Annotated in this window: 17 protein-coding genes and 3 tRNA genes; 14 read left to right on the top strand and 6 right to left on the bottom strand. The window is 41.3% G+C overall.

All coding sequences use genetic code 11. From position 1 onward, the window contains the following. Positions 1-24 precede the first annotated feature (24 nt). The 3 genes from AQPE_RS14570 (at position 25) to AQPE_RS14560 (ending at position 5,229) form a co-directional block, all read left to right on the top strand. Entirely contained in the window at positions 25-633 is a 609-nt protein-coding gene (locus AQPE_RS14570; RefSeq protein WP_318347229.1) for a GNAT family N-acetyltransferase, read from the top strand. A gap of 639 nt (positions 634-1,272) precedes the next feature. Continuing rightward, positions 1,273-2,109, top strand: a complete 837-nt coding sequence (locus tag AQPE_RS14565; RefSeq protein ID WP_318347228.1) for a BclA C-terminal domain-containing protein — start codon at positions 1,273-1,275, stop codon at positions 2,107-2,109. 111 nt (positions 2,110-2,220) lie between these two features. Further along, positions 2,221-5,229, top strand: a complete 3,009-nt coding sequence (locus AQPE_RS14560) for an IPT/TIG domain-containing protein (protein ID WP_318347227.1) — start codon at positions 2,221-2,223, stop codon at positions 5,227-5,229. A 298-nt stretch (positions 5,230-5,527) separates the two neighbouring features. Here the strand turns inward: AQPE_RS14560 and AQPE_RS14555 are convergent. The 4 genes from AQPE_RS14555 to mutS all read right to left on the bottom strand — a co-directional run bounded on the left by AQPE_RS14555 (position 5,528) and on the right by mutS (position 8,586). Beyond that, positions 5,528-5,600 (bottom strand) — tRNA-Gly (locus tag AQPE_RS14555). Between the two features lie 29 nt (positions 5,601-5,629). Beyond that, positions 5,630-5,712, bottom strand: a tRNA-Leu gene (locus tag AQPE_RS14550). A 12-nt stretch (positions 5,713-5,724) separates the two neighbouring features. Beyond that, a tRNA-Gly gene (locus AQPE_RS14545) sits at positions 5,725-5,797 on the bottom strand. Positions 5,798-5,988: 191 nt separating this feature from the next. Next, positions 5,989-8,586, bottom strand: a complete 2,598-nt coding sequence (mutS, locus tag AQPE_RS14540; protein ID WP_318347226.1) for a DNA mismatch repair protein MutS — start codon at positions 8,584-8,586, stop codon at positions 5,989-5,991. A gap of 380 nt (positions 8,587-8,966) precedes the next feature. Here mutS and AQPE_RS14535 point away from each other — a divergent pair, with 380 nt between their 5' ends. The 4 genes from AQPE_RS14535 (at position 8,967) to AQPE_RS14520 (ending at position 13,984) form a co-directional block, all read left to right on the top strand. Further along, positions 8,967-10,127 carry a hypothetical protein gene (locus AQPE_RS14535; protein ID WP_318347225.1) on the top strand — a complete coding sequence of 387 codons (1,161 nt, stop codon included), beginning with the start codon at positions 8,967-8,969 and terminating at the stop codon, positions 10,125-10,127. Between the two features lie 200 nt (positions 10,128-10,327). Then, positions 10,328-12,178 (top strand): DNA mismatch repair endonuclease MutL, encoded by a 1,851-nt coding sequence (mutL, locus tag AQPE_RS14530; RefSeq protein ID WP_318347224.1) that lies wholly within the window; start codon positions 10,328-10,330, stop codon positions 12,176-12,178. 151 nt (positions 12,179-12,329) lie between these two features. Then, positions 12,330-13,067, top strand: coding sequence for a rhomboid family intramembrane serine protease (locus AQPE_RS14525; RefSeq protein WP_318347223.1), 738 nt, complete (start codon positions 12,330-12,332; stop codon positions 13,065-13,067). Positions 13,068-13,114: 47 nt separating this feature from the next. Further along, entirely contained in the window at positions 13,115-13,984 is an 870-nt protein-coding gene (locus AQPE_RS14520; RefSeq protein ID WP_318347222.1) for a rhomboid family protein, read from the top strand. 80 nt (positions 13,985-14,064) lie between these two features. Here the strand turns inward: AQPE_RS14520 and AQPE_RS14515 are convergent, their stop codons facing one another. Both AQPE_RS14515 and AQPE_RS14510 read right to left on the bottom strand, forming a co-directional pair. Further along, entirely contained in the window at positions 14,065-15,012 is a 948-nt protein-coding gene (locus AQPE_RS14515; RefSeq protein WP_318347221.1) for a YihY/virulence factor BrkB family protein, read from the bottom strand. Further along, positions 15,012-15,392: a DUF4783 domain-containing protein gene (locus AQPE_RS14510; RefSeq protein ID WP_318347220.1), complete on the bottom strand. Its 381-nt coding sequence runs from the start codon at positions 15,390-15,392 to the stop codon at positions 15,012-15,014. Before AQPE_RS14510 ends, AQPE_RS14515 begins: the two co-directional genes overlap by 1 nt. Before the next feature lie 176 nt (positions 15,393-15,568). On the opposite strand from AQPE_RS14510, the gene rlmH reads away from it, so the two are divergent. The 7 genes from rlmH (at position 15,569) to AQPE_RS14475 (ending at position 25,262) form a co-directional block, all read left to right on the top strand. Beyond that, complete coding sequence (rlmH, locus tag AQPE_RS14505) at positions 15,569-16,042, top strand: 23S rRNA (pseudouridine(1915)-N(3))-methyltransferase RlmH (protein ID WP_318347219.1); 474 nt, start codon at positions 15,569-15,571, stop codon at positions 16,040-16,042. Between the two features lie 50 nt (positions 16,043-16,092). Continuing rightward, on the top strand, positions 16,093-19,770 hold the full coding sequence (locus AQPE_RS14500; protein WP_318347218.1) for a sensor histidine kinase: 3,678 nt from the start codon (positions 16,093-16,095) through the stop codon (positions 19,768-19,770). Positions 19,771-19,794: 24 nt separating this feature from the next. Beyond that, positions 19,795-20,790 carry an aldo/keto reductase gene (locus AQPE_RS14495; protein ID WP_318347217.1) on the top strand — a complete coding sequence of 332 codons (996 nt, stop codon included), beginning with the start codon at positions 19,795-19,797 and terminating at the stop codon, positions 20,788-20,790. Between the two features lie 8 nt (positions 20,791-20,798). Then, positions 20,799-21,587 (top strand): MBL fold metallo-hydrolase, encoded by a 789-nt coding sequence (locus AQPE_RS14490; protein ID WP_318347216.1) that lies wholly within the window; start codon positions 20,799-20,801, stop codon positions 21,585-21,587. 180 nt (positions 21,588-21,767) lie between these two features. Beyond that, positions 21,768-22,535, top strand: coding sequence for a TIGR00266 family protein (locus tag AQPE_RS14485; protein WP_318347215.1), 768 nt, complete (start codon positions 21,768-21,770; stop codon positions 22,533-22,535). A 228-nt stretch (positions 22,536-22,763) separates the two neighbouring features. Beyond that, positions 22,764-23,546: a UPF0158 family protein gene (locus tag AQPE_RS14480; RefSeq protein WP_318347214.1), complete on the top strand. Its 783-nt coding sequence runs from the start codon at positions 22,764-22,766 to the stop codon at positions 23,544-23,546. Between the two features lie 42 nt (positions 23,547-23,588). Further along, positions 23,589-25,262: an SWIM zinc finger family protein gene (locus AQPE_RS14475; RefSeq protein WP_318347213.1), complete on the top strand. Its 1,674-nt coding sequence runs from the start codon at positions 23,589-23,591 to the stop codon at positions 25,260-25,262. Positions 25,263-25,280 lie beyond the last annotated feature (18 nt).

Genomic DNA, 25,280 nt, shown 5'->3' with positions numbered 1-25,280 from the left:
TCGTCAGATAGAAACAAATCAGATATGGCAAAGAAGAAGAAGTACAAAGATCCTGAATTTTTAAGTCAGCTCACTTTCGAGCCTTTAACCAAAAAGAATTGGGGTAAATTTGTCCAGCTTTTTGGTGAACGCGGGGCCTGCGGAAATTGTTGGTGCATGTGGCCCCGACTTCGGAAACAAGATTTTCAGGAAGGGAAAGAAAACGACGGCAACAAATTGGCGATGAAAGAGCTGGTTTGGGCAGGCAAACCAGTCGGAATTCTTGGATTTTATGAAGATTTGCCCATTGCCTGGTGTGCTTTTGCCCCACGTGAAGACTTTTTAAAACTAGAGAAATCGCGCGTTCACAAACGAATTGATGACCAACCTGTTTGGTCAATTCCGTGTTTTTTAGTTGACAAAAATTTCAGGCGACAGGGTGTTTCGGTTCAACTTTTAAAAGGAATTATTGAATATGCCCGAAAAGAAAAAATTGGAATCATTGAAGCCTACCCAACCATCCCAACTCAGGAAAAACTGGCAGATTCATTTGCCTGGATTGGATTATTCCGATCGTTTGAAGATGCCGGATTTCAGATTGTGGACAGCACATCGAAAAACAGGCCGATGGTGCGGTATTACATCGACAAATAAACGATTATCAAAATGCAAAAAGCACCTCAGTTTCCTGAAGTGCTTTTTTTTTGAGCGAGAAACGAGACTCCCCGCCTGACAAGCCTTCTGGCAGGCTGGGAACTCGTAACTCCAACCTTGAAAAGAATTTAATAATTTTCTATACATAAGCAGGAAGCTGTCTCAAGAGAATTCAGCCACTTTATTGCCTAATGACACCCAACCACCTGTCGGCTTTTCAGCAGTCGATCAACAATTAGGATCAAGCTTGCGAATAAACTCAAACAGTCTGATCCTGAGAAACAACTCCATAAGTTTTACCGAGTCGAGATCAATAGACTGCATCCAAAACCACAACCGAATTCCAAATTTGGTTCACTATTCAAAAAATATTTCGATAAAAATTTAATTAAATTTCGAATATGATCAAGCAAAGTCATTTCATTTCTAAATATTATGTTGTAATTTGCAGACATCTATACCATCAAAGACTCTAATAAGCATTCTATGGGAAATCAACCTTTCACTTAGTTGTTTTTCACAACGATGAATACCACAAACTTTTCCGAGATTGATCATTACAGGACTGTGTTTAAAGTAGAACTTCACTCAACCATAATATTAGCATAAAATAAACCATACAATTTAAAATTTATAAACATGAAAAAACTACTAGTTATTTTAGCGGTAATTATCACTTTCTCTTTAACCGTAAATGCACAGGTTAGTGTAGGAATAGCTTCACCTGATGCTTCGGCTATGCTTGATGTAACAAGCACTACCAAAGGGTTATTAACTCCTCGGATGACTGCAGCTCAGCGGGCTGCTATCAGTAGTCCGGCAACTGGACTAATAGTGTATCAAACAGATGGCGCCACCGGGTTCTATTATTATACAGGCGCAGCCTGGGTAGTTCTAATAAATGGCACAGATGCCCTGCCCGCAGTAAATGGCTCTGCCGTAACGAATTTAAACGCTTCGAATTTAGCTAGCGGCACTGTACCAACAGCACGCTTGGGCAGTGGAACTGCCAGTTCGGCTACCTATCTAAGAGGTGATGGTACATGGAGTACACCAGCTACAGGCGGCTCTGGATTATCAGACTTTGGTTATGTATATGAATTTGCTACAATCGCAGATGCAACAGTTGTAGGAGGAGCTGATGTTCCTTTTTCGAACAATGGACCATTGACAAATACGAATCATACAGCAGGTACAACGACAATCACAGTTAATACTGCCGGAAGCTATAAGGTTGATTATTCAATAAATATTACTGCCGGAATTGGTAGCGCTATTGCTGTTGCAGTAAATGGAACTGTAGATGCTTCGACAAATATAACCTGTTTAGTGGCCAGTGGCCACATTTCTGGAACAGCCATTTTTCCCTTGGCAGCCGGGGATGTTTTGACCCTTAGAAACAACTCTGCAACTCCTTTAACTTTGAATTTAGCACCAGGTATTGGGGCCCAATTTAATATGATAAAGCTAGATTAATAGTAAGCAATCGAGATTTGGTAGAATATTGCTTTTCATATTCTACCAAATCTATTGCTTCACCGAAAGTATATGCAACTAAGTGATAATTCTTTTCTAAAATATTATATTATGAGAAAAACAATTTACACAATAATAACAGTACTATTGCTGGCAGCAGGGGTATGGGCCGCACCGCAGCCCTCTCTCCTGAGTGTTGGCAGTAGTGGATTTACTATAAAAAACGGCACTGTTTTTTCTGTCAAGGGTCTTGTACTTAGCCCCTCTTCTGATGTAACGATTACCAACAACAGCATTAATTTTTCGGGGACTGCCGTTACCAATGGAAGTGACCAGAGTATAAGCCTGGCTTATACATTCACAAGTCCGCTAAGCAGCTATTCAGGTTTAGTGGGTATCCAATATAGTGTCGGTGAGTTGAACGGCAATACTGAATCGGATTTACAAATCGCTTACAACCCACTTTCATCAGGCGGTTCATTTGTAGTTTCAAGCAGCAGTAATACCGGCAGTGCAGGCAGCTACTATGTAAGTAACACTCTAAACTCTGTAAATCTGGGAGTAGTAACGGCACTACCCACTGTCTCAGCTCCTGTTGCAACCACCAACGCTGCTACCAGCATTACATCTTCCGGAGCTATACTTAATGGATCAGTGAATGCCAATGGAAGCAGCACAACAGTTACCTTCGAGTATGGAATAACAACCAGCTATGGCACTATTGTTACCGCCGACGAAAGTCTGGTTACCGGAAGTTCTGCCACTTCGGTAAGTAAAGCAATTACAGGCTTAACGGCTAACACAATTTACCATTACAGGGTAGTTGGCGAAAATACCGGAGGAACAACGAATGGACAGGATCAGACATTTACTACTGGTACAACTACTCTAACAGAATCATTTTACGAACAAATTACCCTTCCTTTTGCCCCTACAGATGATGTAGACATGTCTTCTTCTACATTGGCACCAACAATGAACCTTGTTAGTGTTAATGGATCATATCCTTCGAAAGGATATAAGGTAACTCTTATTAAAAGCGGTACAATTACTTTATTTGCTTCATCAAATGAAATTACAACAAGTCATTTTGCATTTCTGGTTTCAACAAGCTACGACGCAAGTTTAAGTTCCAAGAAATACTTTAAAGTTGGTAACGGAACAACTGCTACTTTAACTCCAGGAACCTATTACATCGTATTATTTACAGATAATATGTACGGGAAATTTAAATTGAATATTACATTTGCAGCTCTCCCTAACATTACAAGCATTTCGCCCACCAGCGGAACCACCGCTGGCGGTACTACGGTAACAATAACCGGAACAGACTTTACAAACGCTACTGCGGTGAAATTTGGGTCAACCGCTGCGACAAGCTTTACGGTTAACTCAGATACACAGATTACAGCTACTTCGCCGGCAAGCACTTCCGGAACAGTACATATTACAGTTACAACTGCGGGGGGAACAAGCGCAACGGGTAGTGCTGACCAATTTACGTATGAGGACACCCCAACTGCTATCACCAATGCAGCGACCAGTATTACATCTTCCGGAGCTACACTTAATGGAACCATTAATGCCAAGGGTGCCAGCACTACTGTAACTTTTGAATATGGTTTGACAACCAGTTACGGAACGACCGTTACGGCTGATCAAAGCCCGGTTACGGGCAGTACAACTACCTTGGTAAGCAAAGCAATTACAGGATTAGCAGCGGGTACGACCTACCACTACAGGGTTGTGGGAGCAAATGCCAATGAAACAACCAATGGCGATGATATGACTTTCACCACGTTAAAACTGCCTTCAGTAACGACTCAAGCTGTAAGCAGTATTTCAACTAATTCGGCTGTTGCCAACGGGAATATTACCGATTTGGGTCAACCGAACCCAACTGCTTATGGTTTTTGCTGGAGTACCAGTCCAAACCCAACGACTGACAATAGTAAGATAGACAAAGGGAGTATCTCCGAGGCAGGAGCTTTCTCTGCCACATTAACCGGATTAGAAACTCATACAAAATACTACGTGAGGGCTTATTCGATTAACGAGGCAGGAACTAGTTACGGAGAACAGGTATCGTTTAGCACTAAAGGAATCATTGCCAATGTAATACTTTATGAAATAAAGGATATTGAATCAACTTCTGCTATTGGCAAATGCAGCATTACTGATTTTGGATTCCCTAATGCAACAGCTTATGGCATTTGCTGGAGCACCAGTCCAAACCCAACCATGTTTAACAGCAAAATACATAACCTTGGAGCCCCAACAACAATAGGCTTCTTCTATGCTTCGCTCACCGAATTGGAACCAAATACGGTTTACTATGCCCGCGTTTATGCAGCAAATGCTGAAGGAATAGCTTACAGTTATGAAATTTCATTTAAAACGACCCAATCTAATCCGGTCATTACCTGGAGCAATCCTTCAGATATTTCCTACGGAACAGCCCTGAATGATCTTCAGCTAAATGCAACAAGCACTGTGGAAGGCACCTTTGAATACACACCGGCTGCCGGAACTAAATTAAATGTTGGGGATGCTCAGGAACTAAGCGTAACGTTTACACCCAATGATCTGGCGAAAAACAAGATTGTCAACAAAACGGTACAGATCAATGTTCGAAAAGCAGTTCCTGTAATTACCTGGGAAAATCCAAAAGATATTGTGAATGGGACAGCCTTGAGCGATTTGCAATTAAATGCAGTTGCAAATATTGAAGGAACATTTGTTTATAACCCTATCGCCGGAACTGTAATGAATACCGGCGATTTACAAGAGTTAACCGTACAGTTTTCGCCTGCCGATACCGAACACTATTCTGCAACAAGTGACACTGTTAAGATTAATGTTGTGATTAAGACTGGCATTGACCCCGAAAAGCAAAATTCGATAAGTATATACCCGAACCCAACAACTGACAAATTTTATATCACTGGCATTGAGGACCAAACAACAATCCGGATATCCAGTTTGAATGGTAAATTAATAAGCGAAAAAAAGGTTGCTAATCATGAGGCAATATCGGTACAAAACTTGCCCGCAGGCACGTATTTGATTGGTATTACGAATAAAGAAGCTATGACATGCTATAAACTCGTAAAAAAATAGCTATCTGATAGGAGCATTAAAGATTTCAATTAATAATTCATTTCAAATAAATCAGCAATACTTCTGACCATAAAGATCCCCGGAAAACCATCTTTGTTTTCCGGGGATTTTGCATTCAGATTACGAATGAAATACATTCGGAGAATTACATCCTGAATACTATCGATCAGATTCAACTACAGTCAGCAGTGTGCTCCGATTAAATGGAAAGAATTGAAAATTGGTAAAACAAAAGCGTAATTTCCAGAGAGAAATAAATGCAAAAAGCACCTCAGTTTCCTGAAGTGCTTTTTTTCTGAGCGAGAAACGAGACTCGAACTCGCGACCCCGACCTTGGCAAGGTCGTGCTCTACCAACTGAGCTATTCTCGCAATAATTTATTGATCCGATATTTTAAAAGTACCCGGAGCGGGACTTGAACCCGCACAACCAATGGTCACAAGATTTTAAGTCTTGCGTGTCTACCGATTCCACCATCCGGGCCTCCTTAAAAAGAGCGAGAAACGAGACTCGAACTCGCGACCCCGACCTTGGCAAGGTCGTGCTCTACCAACTGAGCTATTCTCGCATATTTTGCAGTCCCGAATTTTCATTCTGGACAACGATGCCTTTTTCAATATTATCCCGCAATCTGGTGGAAATTGCAGCATTTTTCGGATTTGAACGTACTGTTTAGTGCTTTCGAAAACAGCGATGCAAATATATACCTATTTTTTCTTTCTCCAAAAAAGGATTAAAACTTTAGGCATTTTCGGTGCATTATTTTTTGAAAGGCCGATCCAGACCGGTAATCTTCTTAATATCGTTTAGCTTATTTAAAGCTTCTAAAGGAGTCAGTTCGTTGATGTCCAGATTTTTGATCTCGTCGCGAATTTGTTTCAGCACCGGATCGTCCAATTGGAAAAAACTCATTTGGAAACCTTCTCTTTTCTCAGCCATGCCTTCCAAAGGCTTCGAAAGGCCTTCTTTTCGGTGCGTATCCTCCAATTGAAGCAAAATTTCGTCGGCCCGGCGAACCACAGAAGGCGGCATTCCGGCCATCCGGGCCACATGAATCCCAAAACTATGGTTGCTTCCACCCGAAACCAACTTACGCAGGAAAATCACTTTATTGCCCACATCTTTTACCGATACATTAAAGTTCTTCACACGGACAAACGATTTTTCCATTTCGTTCAGTTCATGATAGTGCGTAGCAAACATGGTTTTTGCTTTGGCTTTTGGATGTTCGTGAATATACTCCACAATCGACCACGCGATGGAAATACCATCGTAAGTTGAAGTTCCGCGACCCAGTTCATCCAACAGAATCAGGCTTCGGTCTGAAATGTTGTTCAGGATACTGGCCGCTTCGTTCATCTCGACCATAAAAGTGGATTCGCCCAGCGAAATATTGTCGGACGCCCCTACCCTCGTAAATATTTTATCGACAAAGCCAATCTGAGCAGCTTCAGCCGGGACAAAACTTCCAACCTGAGCCATCAGCACAATCAGTGCGGTTTGCCGCAACAACGCAGATTTACCAGCCATATTGGGTCCGGTGATGATGATCACCTGCTGGTCGTCCTGATTCAGTGTCACATCGTTCGAAATATACGATTCGCCCATTGGCAATTGATGTTCGATTACCGGATGGCGACCACCTTTGATGATAATCTCTTTAGAATCGTTAATCTCAGGACGCGAATATTTGTATTCGATTGCTGTGGAAGCAAAGGACAACAAACAATCCAACTGCGCAACAATAGCAGCATCCAATTGTATGGCCTGAATGTATTCGGACAAGGCAACCACCAGTTCATTGAACAGGCGAACTTCAATCGCCAGAATTTTCTCTTCGGCACCCAGAATTTTCGATTCGTATTCTTTAAGCTCTTCGGTAATGTAGCGTTCGGCTCCAACCAAGGTTTGCTTACGAATCCATTCCGGCGGAACTTTATCCTTGTGGGTATTCCTGACTTCTATGTAATAGCCAAACACATTATTGAACGAGATCTTTAGGCTTGAAATACCTGTTCGCTCAGCTTCACGTTCCTGTAACCGGGCCAGGTAATCTTTTCCGGAGAAAGCAAGTTCGCGCAACTCATCCAATTCGGGTGAAACGCCCGAAGCAATGACGTGGCCTTTGTTTACAAGCGCTGGCGGATCGGGATGGATTTCCTTTTCAATGCGTGTCCGGATCGATTCGCAAGGATTGAGCTGTTCGGCAAATCGCTGCAAATTCGGGCTATCGGTTTGTGCGCAAATTTCTTTGATGGGCGCAATGGCCTGAAGGGCATGTTTTAATTGCACCACTTCGCGCGGGTTAATACGAATAACGGCCACTTTCGAAATAATACGTTCCAGATCGCCCACCTGCCGAATATGCTCTTCCAGATTTTCTTTCAAACTTTCATCTTTCACCAAATATTCCACCACATTTTGGCGATTGTTGATGGCGGCAATTTCCTTCAGCGGCAAAGCAATCCAACGTTTCAGCAAACGGGCGCCCATCGGCGAAATGGTTTTATCAATCACCTGAACCAACGTTTTGGCGCCTTCGTTTATCGAATTAAAAAGTTCGAGATTGCGAATAGTAAAGCGATCGAGCCAAACATATTTATCTTCTTCGATGCGCGACAGATTGACAATGTGCTTGGTTTGGTGATGCTGAGTCAAATCCAGATAATGAAGAATCGCTCCCGAAGCAATAATCCCGTAATTCAACTCATGAACCCCAAACCCTTTGAGCGATTTGGTCTCGAAATGGCGCATCAGCCGGTCGTTGGCGGCATTTTCAGTATAAACCCAGTCGTCCTGTGAAAAAGTGTAGTATTTCCCGCCAAACAAAGCAGTAAAATCAGCACCCTTCCCCTTCTGAAACAAAACTTCTTTCGGTTGAAATGAGCTAAGCAATTTATCGATGTACTCAAACGAACCTTCAGCAGTGAGGAATTCTCCGGTTGAAATATCCAAAAACGCAATCCCAGCTAATTTTTTGTCGAAATGAACGGAAGCCAGAAAGTTATTTTCGCGGTGTTCCAAAATATTATCGTTGTACGAAACTCCCGGAGTTACCAACTCGGTAATGCCACGTTTAACGATATTTTTGGTCATTTTCGGATCTTCCAACTGCTCACAGATAGCTACTCGTGCTCCCGAGCGAACCAGCTTGGGAAGATAAGTATCAAGCGCATGATATGGAAATCCGGCCAATTCAACATAGCTGGCCGAACCATTGGCCCGACGGGTAAGCGTAATGCCCAAAATTCCAGCGGTGCGAATGGCATCTTCGCCAAAAGTTTCGTAAAAGTCGCCTACCCTGAACAACAAAACGGCATCAGGATGTTTTGCTTTGACGGCATAATACTGCTTCATCAAAGGAGTTTCAACATATTTCGGAGTCGTAGTCAATGATCTGAATTTTTAAGATGAGCAAAGATACATTTTAAAGAAATGGATAAAAAACGAAAATAAAAAATCGGCAGCAAAGGCAAAATCTCAAAATTCAAATGTCCAAATCCTGATTTTTTGAATTTGAAACCAGTGTTTTTTACTTGAATTTTTCATCTTATCAGAGATGCCGAAACCCCGCCTGCCAAGAGTGCGGGCAGGAAGTTCGGCATGACGAGACGACATAACCGTCTAAATACAACGCTATGTTAAAAATCAGTTACAAAACCATTGCAATCTGTCAGAAAAATAAAATATCTTGTAGCCTTTATTCTGAATAGCTTAACACATCACAAACCAGGCAAATGGATCAGATGACAGTTCAAAATGAAAAACTTCAGAAAATAGAAATTCGGGAAGTTTACACCAGAAAAGATCTCACTAAATTCATTCATCTGCCTGCCGTTATCCATCAAAATCACCCCAATTGGGTTCCTCCAATTTACATGGACGACTGGGAGTTTTTCAATCCGAAGAAAAACAAATCGTTTGATTCGTGCGACACCATTTTATTGCTGGCCTTCCGGAACAAACAAGCTGTTGGCCGGATTATGGGAATCATCCACCGTAAATACAACGAACAGCATCAGGAGAATAATGCTCGCTTTGCTTTTTTCGAAACCTGGAATGATAAAGAAGTAGCCTCAGCCCTGATTCAATCGGTCGAAAATTGGGCAAGGGGAAAAGGTATGGATCGGCTGGTTGGGCCTCTGGCATTTTCCGACAAAGACCCTCAAGGCTTTCTGATTGAAGGATTTGACGAACCGGCTGTAATCGCCTCGAACTGCAATTTCCCTTACCAGAGCGAATTAATTGAGAAATGCGATTACAGCAAAGAAGTTGATTTGGTTGTTTACCAAATCAAAGTTCCAAACCCGATTCCGGAGTTTTACCTGAAAATAGAAGAACGGGCAATCCGCATGAATACCGGATTAAGCATTCTGGAATTTACCTCCCGCAGAAAAGTAAAACCCTATATTCACAAGGTTCTTCACCTGCTAAACCAGACTTTCACCGAAATTTATGGATTCACTCCATTTACTGAAGCCGAAATGGATGATTTTGCCAACCGCTATCTGTTCCTGATTAATCCGTGTTTCATCAAAATAGCGGTCAACTCCCAAAACGAAGTTGTGGCTTTTGTCATTGCCATGTCGCATATTGGCGATGGGATTAAAAAAGCAAAAGGATATTTATTTCCACTAGGGATTTTTCGAATTTTTGCTGCCGCCCGAAAAACGAAACAGCTCAATTTGCTGTTAGGTGGTATCGATCCTGATTACCGCGGCAAAGGACTTGACGTTATGATGGGCGTAAAACTCATGCAATCGGCCATCATTCAGGGAAAAACAGTCATCGATTCGCATCTTGAACTGGAATACAACACCAAAGTTCGGGCTGAAATGGAAAAAATGGGAGGTCGTGTTTACAAGCGGTTTCGTATTTTTGGGAAAGATTTGAAATAGCCGGAAGTCAGAAGACCGGAGACGGAAGACGGAAAACGGAAGAAAATTTCGAGATTTGGAAATGGGATTAACGAATTGAGCCTAAGTACCGCATTTTAAACTCCGAACTTTAGGCTTTTCAAACTCCGAACTTAATTTTCGAACTACCCGAACAATTGTTAGTTTTGTCATCAATTAATTCCGAAACAGAAAACGAGAACGTGGCAGATATTATTCAATTACTTCCAGATTCGGTTGCCAACCAGATTGCTGCAGGCGAGGTCATTCAACGGCCTGCTTCGGTGGTGAAAGAACTGGTTGAAAATGCGATTGATGCGGGAGCAACCCAAATTAAAGTAAACATTAAAGATGCCGGACGAACACTGATCCAGATCATTGATAACGGCAGCGGCATGTCGGACACCGACGCACGAATGGCCTTCGAGCGCCACTCGACGTCAAAAATCAAATCAGCCAACGATATTTTTGCGATCCGCACCATGGGCTTTCGCGGCGAAGCACTGGCTTCCATCGCAGCCATTGCTGATGTTGAACTCCGCACCAAAGAACACGATCACGACCTGGGAACTTTCATTCACATCTCCGGATCGAACATCATTACTCAGGAACCGGTGAGTTGCGACAACGGCACCAATTTCCAGATTAAAAACCTGTTTTTTAATGTTCCGGCGCGACGTAAATTCCTGAAGTCGAATCCGGCAGAATTGAAACACATCATCAACGAAATACAGCGCATCGCGTTGGCCAATCCTGAAATTTCACTTTCGCTGCACCATAATGGATCTGCCATTTACGAACTGGCAAGTTCCAACAAACGGGTGCGCATTGTTTCCATCTTCGGAAAAAACATCAATCAGAGCCTGATTCCGATTGACACGGAAACGACCTTGGTCAAAATATCGGGATTTATTGGGCAGCCCAAATTTGCCCGAAAAACCTTTGGCGAACAATTCTTTTTCGTGAACAAGCGATACATGAAACATCCGTTTTTCCACCGGGCAATTATGCAGGCCTACGAAAAAATACTTCCACCCGATGCCATTCCGTCGTATTTTATCTCCTTCGATCTCGATCCGGCAGATATTGACGTGAACATTCACCCGACCAAAACGGAAATCAAATTCGAAAACGAATCGGCCATCTGGCAAATACTTCAGGCCTCGGTTCGCGAAGCACTCGGAAAATTCAACATTGTTCCGTCTATTGATTTCGATCAGGCCGGAAGTGTTGAAATTCCAATGGCAAGACACAATTTCGACGAAGTGGCCATGCCCGAAATCAAGGTGAATCCGAATTACAATCCATTCGAGACTCAAACTCCAGCAAAGAGCTACTCCGGAGCAGGAAGTAGTTTTTCATCACGTCCTGCGGAACGACCAAATTCGACGAACTGGCAATCGCTTTACAAAGGACTGGAGCCTGATTTCAGTGCAAAACCTGAAGATCAGGAGGAAGAACCGGTACAATTCCGGATCGATGAGCAGCAAACCACCAAAAGTTCAGTTCAGTTTAAGAACAAATACATACTGACACCTGTTAAATCGGGATTAATGGTGATTGACCAAAAACGGGCGCACGAACGAATTTTGTACGAACGGCTGATGCAGGTTTTGGAGAACAATGAAGTAGCCAGCCAGCAACAACTTTTCCCCGAAACATTTGAACTGAATGCTTCGGATGCAACTTTGCTCACCAGTATTTTGCCCGATTTGAGGGCTTTGGGCTTCGACATTCGCGATTTTGGAAAGAATAGTTTCATTGTTAACGGAACACCGGGAGTTCTGAATACTTCGTCGCCCATCGAAATTATTGAGAGTTTGCTGGAAGCATATAAAAATTCGCCAGTCAGCCTTCAGGAAAAAGCCAGGGAAACAGTTGCCATTTCATTGGCACAGGCATCAGCCATTCCATATGGACATGCGTTGAAACCGGGCGAAATCAGCGAACTCATCGACAACTTGTTTGCCTGTCAGACGCCCAATTTTTCGCCCAAAGGGAAAAAAGTACTCTCGATTATGCCATTGGAAGATTTTGAAAAATTGCTCAAATGACATTTTGACCGGAATGCTGATTCAAAAAAGAAATTTACTACTTTGGCCGGTGAAGTTTAACGTTTAATGTCCAAAGTTTAAAGTTGGTGCGAATCTTGATTGGCAAGCCTTTTATCTAAAATCTATTATCTATCGTCTAAAACGAATAACAATGCAGAATTTCAGACCCAGTATTAATACGATTCCTCCTGTAGTCAAAAACCTGGTCATTATCAATGTACTCATGTTGGCGGCAACCTACATTCTTCAGATGAAGGGAATTGACCTTACCAATACGTTAGGATTACACTACATTCAATCGCCCGATTTCAGACCATACCAATTGGTTACCCACATGTTCATGCACGGCGGATTTATGCATCTGGCATTTAACATGTTCGCGCTTTGGATGTTTGGCCGCGTTCTGGAAAGCGTGTGGGGTCCGAAACGTTTCTTCATCTACTATTTTGTAACCGGACTCGGGGCGGCAGCACTTCACACCTTTGTGAATTACATGGAATTTCAATACTACGCTTCGAAAATGAACCCTCAGGACGTTCAGGCGGTGCTAAGCCAAGGGGCTGAATTGTTACAGCAAGGACAAAATTGGGTTGGCCCGGCTGGCAAATTAAATATGATCTTAAATACACCAACAGTTGGTGCTTCAGGAGCTGTATTTGGCATTTTGCTCGGTTTCGGAATGCTTTTCCCCAATACCGAACTCATGTTATTGTTTCCGCCTATACCAATCAAAGCCAAATATTTTGTAGCGGGTTATGGAGCCATCGAACTTTTCAGCGGAATTACAGGAATGGGGGCAAACATTGCGCATTTTGCACATTTGGGCGGAATGCTCTTTGGCTTTTTCCTGATCAGATACTGGAACCGAAACACGAGGAATTTTTATTAAAAGCCTCCCCTGCCCCTCCCAAGGAGGGGTGAAAAAAATCTTTGCAAATGACCATTTTCGACGAAATAAAGGAATCATTTAGAGAAGGATCAGCATTGACCCGAGTGATCTACATTAACCTGGGAGTTTTCCTTGTTTTCCGGATATTAAACGTGTTCTTTTTCCTTTCCGGAACGCCGTTCCCTCTTATGGACTGGCTGGCGCTCCCGGCTGATTTCGAACAGTTGGCAAGTCGGCCTTGGACGCTCATCACCTACATGTTTCTGCATTTCGATTTTCTGCATATCCTGTTTAATCTGCTTTGGCTTTACTGGATGGGGCAGATTTTCCTGACTTATTTTGATCAGGGAAAACTAATTACAATTTATTTGCTGGGAGGTATCTCAGGAGGATTATTCTATGTGGCCGGATATAATTTATTTCCGGTGTTTTCGCATATGGTTTCTGACTCCAGACTCCTAGGCGCATCGGCTTCAGTAATTGCAATCGTTACCGCATTGGCTGTAAATGCTCCAAACCACACACTTCATTTGATGTTTATCGGGCCGGTGAAAATGAAATACATTGCACTCGTGTCGGTTTTGATGTATGTGATTGGCATTTCGTCGACCAATGCAGGAGGTAACCTGGCTCATCTGGGTGGCGCTTTCTGGGGAGTGATTTATGTGTTGCAGTTGCGGAGGGGAATTGATCCCGGCAAAAGTGTAAATGGATTGTTTTCAAGTCTGAAAAAGACCTTCAGCCCAAAGCCCAAAGTAAAAGTTAGCTATCGAAAACCGGTAGATGACATTGAGTACAACCGACAGAAAAATCAGGATCAAAAACGTATGAACGAAATCCTTGAAAAAATAAGTAAGTCGGGCTACGATTCCTTATCGAAAGAAGAAAAAGAAATTCTTTTCAGGATGGGGAAATAAAAATGACCGAAGTCGAAAGACCGAAGATTGGAAATTGGTGATTGGTGATTGTAACCCGAAACCTTTAATTACATTCCATTTCAAGCCTGATTCCTGTGCGCAAATCCTCCCTTTGAATGCTTTACTGCTTCGTTGATACTGGCATTCAACTCAAACCCGATCAGAAGAATCATCGACATCAAATACATCAGTAGCAAAATAACCAGCAATGTTCCGATCGAGCCATACAGCTTGTTGTACTGACCAAAGCGATTGATGTAATAGGTGAATCCTAAAAAGGTGACTACACTCAGAACGGTAGACAAAGTGCCTCCAGCGGAAATAAAACGCCATTTGGTTTTCTTGGCAGGTGCCAGGTAATACAGAAATGAATTGGCCATGAAAAACAAAAATAAAATGACAATCCATTTCGAGATTGAAAGCAAAATAATTGTGAAATGGTCTTTTAAATATCCATTCGCTACCATGTAGTTGATAAAATACTGGCCATAAGTAATCAACGTGATTGCAACAGCAAGCAAAACCGACATGATAATCAAAAGCAACAAAGCAATCAATCGTTGTCCAAGCCAGGTACGGCGTTCGAAACTGTGAAGTGAAGCATCGAACGCAGTCATCATCGAAGCAAAGCCGTTGGTTGAGAAAATAAGCGCCATGAAAAAACCAAGTGAAAGCAAGTCGCCCCGCTGACGGGTCAAAATATCCATAACAGTTTCTTCGATGGCTTTGAAGGTATTTTCAGGAACCATATCCTTAATCAAAAGGAAAAGTTCATTCTGGAAATTATCAACCGGGATATACGGAATGAGAGTAAACAGGAAGATAATGAGCGGGAAAAGAGCGACAAAAAAGCTGAATGCAATAGCTGAAGCGCGTGTAGATAAAGCGCCATCGACTATGCTGCGCCAGAAAAAAACCATCACATCATAGATTGCCATTCCATCAAGTCCGGGGAGAGTAACCCGTTTTGCCTTGACCAGTATACTTTCCCAAATGGAGATCAGTTTTTTCGAGAGTCTATCAGGCATTAGCCCTGTTTTTCAATTTTTAACTGGTGAATCAGTGTACTGTTATTCTTAATCCTCAACAAAAAATACACACGAAAAGCACCGGTAGCAGTAGTCAGGCTACCAATAGCATAACGGGCATCTTCTTTTCCACCTTGATGAATGATACTGAACTGCTTGGGTTTGTTCGATTTAAAAAACTCCGCAACAATTTGCTGGGCCTGCGATTTGCTATAAACATCATCGTGCGATTCGACAACCAATTCAACATTTTCATTGAAATAAGCGGCTAAAGTAACATCATTGCCACTCAGTATACTTGTCACAATTTCATTGGGAATCTGAGCAAAAGAAGCGGTTGCCAGAGCAAAAAACCCGAACACGAAGGATATTAGTTTCAATTTAAAATTTTTCATCATTAATAATTTTCGTACAAATTCGTCTCAGCATGAATCATTACCAAAAACCGTGCAATTTTTTATTTAAACAAATACCTTTGTAAAGGTAACAAATTTCATATACCTGAAAAATCAATTTAAAAAACGAAAATTAGAATCTTTAACTGAAACGCGAACTCATGAGAATATGCCTGCTGGTAATCGGTAAAACTGACGAAGCTTATTTGCAAAAAGGACTTGAAGTCTTCCTGAAACGAATACCTCATTATATCTCTTTTGAAATGAAAGCAATACCAGACATCAAGAACTCTAAAAACCTTAGTGAAGACCAACAGAAAGAAAAGGAAGGAGAGCTCATTCTCCAGCAACTAACCACCTCCGACGAATTATTTTTGCTCGACGAACAAGGGATGGAAGCTTCTTCGGTAGAATTTGCACGCTTTTTGGAGAAAAAAATGGTCTCAGGAATTAAGCGGTTGGTCTTTGTCATTGGTGGACCGTACGGATTTTCAGGAAGCGTTTATTCACGGGCAAACGGAAAGATGAGTCTTTCGAAAATGACCTTTTCGCACCAAATGGTTCGGTTGATTTTTCTGGAACAGCTTTACCGTGCAATGACTATCCTGAAGGGAGAACCTTATCATCATCAATAAATTGGCTAAAGACATTCGGGATTGAAGCATAAAAATGATTATTTTGTATTATGAAGGTATTCAGAGAACACATATTATTTTTTCTTGCCATCCTGTTCATTTTGCTGGCAGCAATCCTGGAAAACCAAACACTAAAAAATCATCCTGAATCAAAAGTCATTCAGAATTTCCAAAAGACCATACTCGACCAGGAACTCAAACTCTCGAAATACCTAACTAAGACAGAGCTGAAAATAAACGACAGCTTATCGGCTGAAAACTACTCATCAACCTTTTCTGAATTAAACCATTTATTTGAAGACGAAGGTCTGGGGTTTATCGTTTACAAAAAATGGAAAATGATTTACTGGTCAAGTAATCAATTTGCATTTCAAAATATCCCGAATAAAGTTTCGGTTGCCAATAAGCTAATCACGCTACCCAACGGTATTTTTATCACTCAAACAAGAATTATAGGCAATTACGAGATCATTGGGCTGATACACATCAAGAACAACTATTCATACGAAAATCATTACCTCGAAAATTCATATATACCACCCTTTAAGCTTCCATCGAGCTATAAAATAAACATATCGAGGATTACCAATGCTACCGAGATTCACGACTCAAAAGATCAATACCTCTTCACGATTTTGCCATCTGGAGACGAAGCCTATAGCGAGGTAAAGCTGTACATTCCGGTTATCTTGTATCTGCTTGGTTTTATATTTCTACTGATTTCGTTGTACCGCGAAATCAGACGACGCACAGGCAACCATCTGGTATTGAAGATGCTGTCGCTATTTATAGCATTCTGCTTTCTTTACTGGGTTCACATCACACTAAAGATACCTGCGATCTTAAACCATGTCGGGTTATTTAGTGCGCAGTTTTATGCTATTTCGAAATGGCTTCCCTCGCTGGGCGACTTTTTCCTGATTACAATTCTGTTTTTTTTCTGGAGCCTGGTATTTGCAAACGAGTTTTCGTCCACCGAACTACTTCGAAAAAAACTGATTATTCCTGCGTTCGCCTTTGTCGGACTATTGTATCAGATTGTCGGCTCTATGATTGAAAACCTGATCAGTAACAGCAACATAAGTTACAAATTAAACCGCATTACCGACATCGATCAATACAGTGTAAGCGCCTATCTGGCCATTGCCATGTTGTTGTTTTCTGTTTTTCTCATTCACCTGAGGATTATTCAACGGACTGAACATCTGAATCGTAAAAACCTTTTCCTCAGGCTAAATCTGGTTGCAGTTTTCACATCAATCGTCCTGTGCGTATTTTTCCCTTCCGGATGGGCTTATATCCTGCTCCTGTTTTTTGCAGTTAATTCACTACAGTGCCTGATTAAAAAAATGCATATTTCGCTTTATTCACTATCCTATTCCATACTTTTCATCTCACTTTTTTCGGTCATTAGCCTCATGTTGGTTTACAATACCGTCAAGAAGCGCGACCTTGAAGTGCAAAGACTGAGGGCAACAACTTTAAGCTCCGAACAAGACCCGGTTGCTGAAGTTCTTCTGTCGCGAATGCAGGATAAGTTTAAGGCCGATTCAATTATTCCCACACTGCTCACTCCTCCATATACCGATCTGGCAAATTACCTTACCAGGGCCTATTTCAGTGGATATTTCAGAAAGTATGATATTCAAACCTATTTTTGTACTGCAACGGATAGCGTTATGGTTCAACCCGAAAACATTTTGGAACCCTGCTTCCCATTCTTCGAGAAAATGATTGAAAGTTCAGGAATAAGAGTCCTAAATAGCGACTTTTATTTCATGAACAATCTGAACGGACGGATTTCGTATTTGGGAAAACTTCATTATCCGAATCGGAATAATGCAAACGGGACATCGATATTTATTGAAATTGATTCAAAAATTATTTCTGAAGGAATTGGATTTCCTGAATTGCTTATCGATCAATCGCTGGCCAAGCCATTTCGATATAAATACCTTTCGTATGCAAAATATTTCGACGACGAGTTGGTGAACTTTTCGGGAGATTATACTTATAATTATTACCTGCAATCGTACAACATCGAATCTTACGACTCTGAATTTCAGCTCTTAAACTGGGGTGGATATAACCATCTGATTTATAATATTGACGAGAAAAACCATATAATTGTCAGTAACCGCTCGCTCACATTTGTCGATTATCTCATTTCGTTTCCATACATATTCGTCTTCTATTTTGCTTTTGTGCTAACAATAATCCTGATAAGAAATTCAGACATGAGAAAGCTTCTGATTCCGAGCGACCTACGCTTCCGGATTCAGGGATCCATCATTTCGGTCGTATTAATATCGCACCTTTTTGTAGCAACCGGAACAATTTATTATAACATTCGCGACTACCGAACCAGACATCAGGTCGACCTTCAGGAAAAAATAAAATCGATTTCAGAAGAGATAAAAGACAGACTGGTTTATGTCAATTCAATTAATCCAGAACTGCAAGAATGGCTATACGGCGAATTGAATAAACTATCAAACATATTCAGAACCGACATCAATATTTACGATGTAAATGGACAATTATTAGCCACTTCGCGTCCCGAAATTTTTGACAAAGGACTAACCTCAGATCGTATTGATTCCAAAGCATTTTATGAGCTTTCTGAACGATTTCAGCTCAAATATTTTCAGCCTGAAAAGATAGGGTCACTATCCTATCTTTCAGCTTATGAACCTATTATAAATAACAAAGGCGATTATCTGGGGTACCTCAACCTTCCGTATTTCACTCGTGAAGATGATTTAAAACAAGGCATTTCAACATTTATTGTTGCCTTTATTAATCTTTACCTGATTCTTTTCCTGGCCAGTGTGATTATTGCAATCTTTTTGTCGAACAAAATAACTCAACCGCTTACTTTAATCCGCGAAAAACTGAGAGGCATTCAGTTAGGAACAAAGAACGAACACATCAACTATCAGTCGGAAGACGAGATTGGTGCGTTGGTTCGCGAATATAACCACAAGGTCGATGATTTGGTTGAAAGCGCTGAATTATTGGCCCGTTCGGAACGTGAGTCGGCATGGCGCGAAATGGCCAAGCAAATAGCGCACGAGATTAAGAATCCACTCACTCCGATGAAACTCAACATTCAGTATTTGCAACGTGCAAAAGAGGAAGGCAACGAGCACTATGACGACTTTTTCAATCGGGTTACCAAAAACATGATTGAGCAAATTGATACGCTTTCTGGAATTGCCACAGAGTTCTCGAACTTTGCGCAAATTCCAAAAGCAAAAAATGAAGTTTTCAACCTGATTGAAGTGGTTCAAAACGTTTGTTCGTTGTTCGAGCCGAACCAGAACCTGCACTTCGTGCTGGAAATGAATAACCTTGCAGAAGTAAAGGTTTTCATCGACAAAGAACAATTTTCAAGGGCATTTCTGAACCTGGTAAAAAATGCCATCCAGGCGATTCCGGCTGACCAAAAAGGCGAAATACAAATTACCGTCAATACAAATAAATCAGTGGCTGTGATTCAGATCAGCGACAATGGAACCGGAATCAGCGTAGAAGCTCAGGAAAACCTGTTTCAGCCAAACTTTACAACAAAAACCAGTGGCATGGGACTTGGGTTGTCGATCGTAAAAAATATTGTCGACAATTTCGGCGGAAAGATTTGGTACACTACCGAAATTAATGAGGGCACGACTTTTTATGTGGAGATACCACTATTTAAAACGGACTCTGTATCGAAAAAAGCATAAGACAAAAACTTAAACCAAATAATTATGGAATACCGAAAATTAGGAAATTCAGATTTAAACGTGTCAGCTGTTACTTTTGGCGCCTGGGCCGCCGGTGGATGGATGTGGGGAGGTACCGAACGTTCTGAAGCTGTAGAAGCCATTCGGGCAGGATTTGATTATGGTGTAACTTCTATTGATACAGCTCCTGCTTACGGGCAGGGAACAAGCGAAGAAATTGTTGGTGAAGCCATCAAAGGGATGCCTCGGGATAAAATACAAATTCTAACCAAATATGGTCTGAGTTGGGAAGGTACCAAAGGCGAGTTCTTTTTCAACAGTAAAAACAACCAAGGCAAACCGATTGACATTTACCGTTATTCCGGAAAAGAAAGCATCATCAAAGAATGTGAAACCAGCTTGCGTCTTTTGGGAACCGATTACATCGATCTTTACCAGATTCATTGGGCCGACCCAACTACTCCGGTTCAGGAAACAATGGAAGCTGTAGCTCAATTAATTAAAGAAGGTAAAGTTCGCTATGCCGGCGTTTGCAATTATGATGTATCGTTGATGAAAGAAGCCGCCAAATACATCAATCTGGTTTCTGATCAGGTTTCGTACAGCATGGTTAAACGCGATATTGAGCAAGATCTCGTTCCTTACCTGATTGAAAATAACAAATCGGTACTCGCATATAGTCCGCTGCAAAGAGGCCTGCTTTCAGGAAAAATAAAACCTGGCCACTTGTTTGCCGAAGGAGATACACGGATCGATCAACCTTATTATTCGGATCAGAATATAACGTTAATCAATGCCTTTCTGCAAAAAATAAAACCACTGGCCGACGATAAAAAAGCCACTTTGAGCCAGTTGGTGATCAGATGGACCATTGAACAACCTGGAATTACAATTGCTCTGGTTGGAGCTCGCAATGCCGCCCAGTCGGTTGAAAATGCAAAGGCAGCACAACTAAAACTGAGCTCCGATGAAATAAACTTTATGAATGCTGAGTTAGACAAATTAAAACTGGATTTGTAGCGAACTAAATGCAAAAGCTGAAAATTACCGTTTTAAACGACAACACCGCAGGACGGTGGTGCCGCGCCGAACACGGACTTTCCTACATGATTGAGGCCGACTTCACCGTTTTGTTCGACACCAGTTCATCTGATTTAATTGCTTATAATGCTAAAATTCTGAACATCGATCTTCAGCAAATTGGCACGATTGTGCTAAGTCACGGACACGATGATCATACAGGAGGTTTGTCGCTTTTCGAAGGACAACAATTAGTGTGTCATCCGGATACTTTTCTGAAAAGAACCCGCAAATCGAATGGTACCGAACTAGGGATCAAATGGAGTGAAGATGAAATACGCTCGGAGTTTGATTTGGTTTTGAGCCGCGATCCAATTCAGCTTTCGGGGCAGATCTATTTTCTGGGCGAAATACCTCGATTAACCGAATTTGAAAGTAAAACGACGGCCTTCGAGAAAGCAGACGGAACCGACGATTTTGTGCTGGACGACTCCGGCCTGGCGATTGTAACTTCGAAAGGGTTGGTCGTGATTTCGGGCTGCGCGCATTCAGGTATTTGCAACATGACTGCCCACGCCATGAAGGTAACCGGGATTGAGAAAGTTTATCTGGTTATTGGTGGTTTCCATTTACAAAGCGACGATGCTACTACGCAGAAGACAATTGATTGGATGAAATCAATGCAGGTAGAGCAGGTTATTCCTTCGCACTGTACCAGTTTTTCGGCGCAGGCGGCCATCTCTAAAAGCTTCAGGTTCGTACCTGTAAAATCCGGAAATACTATCGAGATTGGGTAAAATTATCAATATCAGAAATCGCAAATACTAATTTCGAAGATTAAACCTCATTTGGCATTGACTATATTTCACCGGTAAAATAAACTTACTGGTCGAAAAATTGCGTTGCGTTTGTCAACATTCCATAAATTTGTTCAATATTGTTCAATCAGAAAGATTCATCAAAAAAAATTTAGACCCATGCAATCACACGAAATTGATTACAAAATTGTAGGTAACGACATTCAGTTGGTAGAAATTGAACTCGATCCGGGAGAAACCGTAATTGCGGAAGCTGGCGCCATGCTGTACATGGAAGACGGTATTAGCTTCGATTCGAAAATGGGAGATGGTTCAAACCCTCGCGCCGGATTTTTCGACAAAGTACTTTCTGCTGGCTCACGTTTATTAACTGGCGAATCGCTATTTATTACCCATTTCACGAATCAGGGGTGGGGCAAAAAACATGTTGCGTTCTCGGCACCTTATCCCGGAACTATTATTCCGATTAATTTACCCGATCACCGTGGAAGTTTGATCGTTCAGAAAGACGCATTCCTGTGCGCTGCTCTGGGAACAAAAATATCGATGCGATTTAATAAAAAAATTGGCGCCGGATTCTTTGGTGGCGAAGGTTTTATTCTTCAAACACTTCAGGGCGACGGGAAGGTTTTTATCCACGCCGGAGGTACAATAATCGAACGCCAGTTAAACAATGAAGTGATTCGGGTCGATACCGGCTGTGTCGTCGGGTTCGAAGAATCAATCGACTTCGATATTCAGCAGGCTGGTGGATTGCGCTCAATGGTGTTTGGGGGTGAAGGTTTGTTTTTGGCAACGCTACGCGGCACCGGAAAAGTTTGGTTACAATCGATGCCAATCCGGAAGCTGGTTGCCCAACTCAGCACCTTTGGTCCAAACAGTCGGAAAGAAGCGAGTGGCGGACTGCTTAATAATATTTTTGAATAAAAGCAAAATACAACTTGTATTCAGTAAAATATCCGTTTTATGCGGATATTTTTGTTTCAAAAAGGCACGAACCGCTCGATAACGGACAATTTATAAGAAACAAAGACATGCCACTTGTTTTGGAATTACTACAAAAGAAGTAAATTCCACAAATTTTAAATTCAAAACTTTTGGAATCGCCAGACTATTCTACTGTTTCCTAAAATCAGATAAAAAAACACCAATCCAATGAAAACTCAAGAGATATTGGACGAAATTCTCCGAATCCTTTCCTCAATTAAAGAGGATCAGGGTAAACTTCAGGAAATACTTACATTTCTGGAAAATGAATTTTATGAACCTGAGGAAATACCTGAAAATGAGCTATTAGAAAAGTACCAGAAAGCAATTAAAAAAATTGTTGAAAGTATGGATTCGGGTTTAGTTTGTTTCCTGAATTTAGACACCGCCGAAACCGAAGATTTTCCACATGAGCTGTTGGAAGATCCGGAAGAATTTGAAGCAATGACAGGCGAGTCGTTTGAAGGCTTAAATTTCGAGCATAACAACTGGGAAAATTGGGTCAGTTTTGAACCTTTGGCTTCATTCGAATCTTTTGAAATAATGAAAGAATTTACTGATTCATTAGAGGATAAATGGATAAAAGAAAAATTAATAAATGCCTTAAACCACAGGAAACCGTTTGCAAATTTCAAAACCATCATCGAAAATTCAGAATACCGCCAGAACTGGTTTGATTTCAAAAAACAATTCATGGAAAACCATGTAAAAGAGATGCTGATATTGGAACTCAAGAGCAAAGATTCTGATATCATCCATGAAGAGATAAACGGTTTTTATGACGACGACGGTAATAAAGTCGATCCGGATACAGTGCCAATTCCGAGTCTTTGTGTCATTTGTAAAAGCCATCAGGTTGATGATTGGGAAGAAAACCTGCTGTGCCTCATGAACCGTTTTGATCAAAAAGATGACACGGACTTCAAATGTGGAGCGTTCGAGAAAATATAAAAGACTTTAGAAAACTCAAATCAAACTAACGAATCTTTTGACATGATTAATGTTAAAGAATTTAAAAAGACGGTAGATCCGACCATTTGGAGCCGTGGAAAAAATTATTTCAAAGAAGGTGCAGTTGCTGACCTTCAAGATAATGGCAATGGGAATTGGAGTGCTACCGTATCAGGAAACGACGATTATGAAGTGACGGTTGATATTAAATTTGATCACGTTCAGGAGTGGGATTGTGATTGCCCATACGACGGTGACGTTTGCAAACATGTTGTTGCGACAGTGTTGAACATCGAAGAAGAAGAAATGAAGGCTCCGACCATAGGCCGGAAAAATGGGAAGGCTACCAAAATGAGTTTCCCTCAGTTGGTTGATTCAGTTCCAATTGAGGGACTCCGACAATTTATTAAGAATTATGCCTCTGAAAGTTCGAATTTCAAGCGAATGTTCCAAGTTTATTTTGCCGAAAAAGACCCAACGGCAGGCAAAGAAAGCTACTCAAAACTAATCGCCCAAAGTTTAAAATCATCTGTCGGCAGATATGGCTTTATCGATTATTATCATGCCCCAAAAGCTTTCAAAATTGTTTTTAGCCTGATTGACAAAGCGCATGAATTTCTAAACCACAAAAACTATTTCGACCCATTACAAATTGCCTTGGCCGTGATTGATCAGGTGAGTGAAGTTGTAGACGATATAGACGATTCGGACGGAATGGTTGCAGATGCGTTCGATGGCGCTTTTGATCTGATCAGCAGTCTTACCGGAAACAAGGATGTTCCGATGCCATTGAAAGACCAAATGCTGGATTTGCTGAAATCCGAATATGCCAAACCAAAATATCAGCATTATGGCGACGACATGATACTAGATTCCATGACTGATTTGGCCGAGTTAACAGGCCGTATGAATGAATTATTTCCGGTAATCGATCTGAAAATAAAAAGTACAAGATCAGATTATGAACTTTCCAGTTTGCTACAGAAAAAACTTCAGCTTCTGAAGGCTTCAGGAAGGATCGTTGAAATGGTGCAATTAATCAACGAAAACCTCACCATACCAGAATTCAGGCAAATGAAAGTGGATGAATTTCTGGAACAAAAACGATTTGACGAAGCAATCCAAACAATCAAGGAAGGCATTCAGATTTCAGAGAAACTGATGCACCATGGTACAACCATGAACTGGAAAAATGTGCTTCTGAAAATTTATTCTGATACACATCAACAACAAAAGTATCTTTCGCTTTTGCGCGAATTGTTTTATGATTCAAGGCATGAAAAGAAATATTATTTACTTCTGAAACAAACCATTGAGCCAGAAAAATGGCATATCGAAAGGGATGCAATCATTTCAGGGCTGAAAAAAGAACGAATATTTGATGAATTCCTTTATGAATTGTACGTGATGGAAGAAATGTGGGACGAACTAATAGCTTTGATGAAACAAAGGTTCAGGTATAGTTTGCTGAGACATTACCACGAATTTCTTTTCCCACGATTTCCAGAAGACATGTTAAAAATGTATTCTGTTTCGTGCCAAAAGTTTGCTGAAGAAAGTAACAGCCGGTCGAATTACAAAGAGCTGGCCACCATGTTAAAACAGGTTCAAAAGATAGAAGGAGGAAAACCAATTGTGACCAAGTTGCTATCGCTTTTTAGGGATACCTATAAACGACGCCCGGCAATGATGGAGGAACTGGCTAGTCTAAAATAAATTCTGCATTACAGGTTC

This window comes from Aquipluma nitroreducens (assembly GCF_009689585.1).
GTDB lineage: Bacteria > Bacteroidota > Bacteroidia > Bacteroidales > Prolixibacteraceae > Aquipluma > Aquipluma nitroreducens.
The sequence above is the reverse complement of the archived record's forward strand: the minus strand, read 5'-3'. Positions and strand labels throughout refer to the sequence as shown.

Coding starts and splice junctions, on each gene's coding strand:
- AQPE_RS14570 (WP_318347229.1), top strand. CDS start 25: ATGGCAAAGAAGAAGAAGTACAAAGATCCTGAATTTTTAAGTCAGCTC.
- AQPE_RS14565 (WP_318347228.1), top strand. CDS start 1,273: ATGAAAAAACTACTAGTTATTTTAGCGGTAATTATCACTTTCTCTTTA.
- AQPE_RS14560 (WP_318347227.1), top strand. CDS start 2,221: ATGAGAAAAACAATTTACACAATAATAACAGTACTATTGCTGGCAGCA.
- mutS (WP_318347226.1), bottom strand. CDS start 8,586: ATGAAGCAGTATTATGCCGTCAAAGCAAAACATCCTGATGCCGTTTTG.
- AQPE_RS14535 (WP_318347225.1), top strand. CDS start 8,967: ATGGATCAGATGACAGTTCAAAATGAAAAACTTCAGAAAATAGAAATT.
- AQPE_RS14525 (WP_318347223.1), top strand. CDS start 12,330: ATGCAGAATTTCAGACCCAGTATTAATACGATTCCTCCTGTAGTCAAA.
- AQPE_RS14520 (WP_318347222.1), top strand. CDS start 13,115: ATGACCATTTTCGACGAAATAAAGGAATCATTTAGAGAAGGATCAGCA.
- AQPE_RS14515 (WP_318347221.1), bottom strand. CDS start 15,012: ATGCCTGATAGACTCTCGAAAAAACTGATCTCCATTTGGGAAAGTATA.
- rlmH (WP_318347219.1), top strand. CDS start 15,569: ATGAGAATATGCCTGCTGGTAATCGGTAAAACTGACGAAGCTTATTTG.
- AQPE_RS14500 (WP_318347218.1), top strand. CDS start 16,093: ATGAAGGTATTCAGAGAACACATATTATTTTTTCTTGCCATCCTGTTC.
- AQPE_RS14495 (WP_318347217.1), top strand. CDS start 19,795: ATGGAATACCGAAAATTAGGAAATTCAGATTTAAACGTGTCAGCTGTT.
- AQPE_RS14490 (WP_318347216.1), top strand. CDS start 20,799: ATGCAAAAGCTGAAAATTACCGTTTTAAACGACAACACCGCAGGACGG.
- AQPE_RS14485 (WP_318347215.1), top strand. CDS start 21,768: ATGCAATCACACGAAATTGATTACAAAATTGTAGGTAACGACATTCAG.
- AQPE_RS14480 (WP_318347214.1), top strand. CDS start 22,764: ATGAAAACTCAAGAGATATTGGACGAAATTCTCCGAATCCTTTCCTCA.
- AQPE_RS14475 (WP_318347213.1), top strand. CDS start 23,589: ATGATTAATGTTAAAGAATTTAAAAAGACGGTAGATCCGACCATTTGG.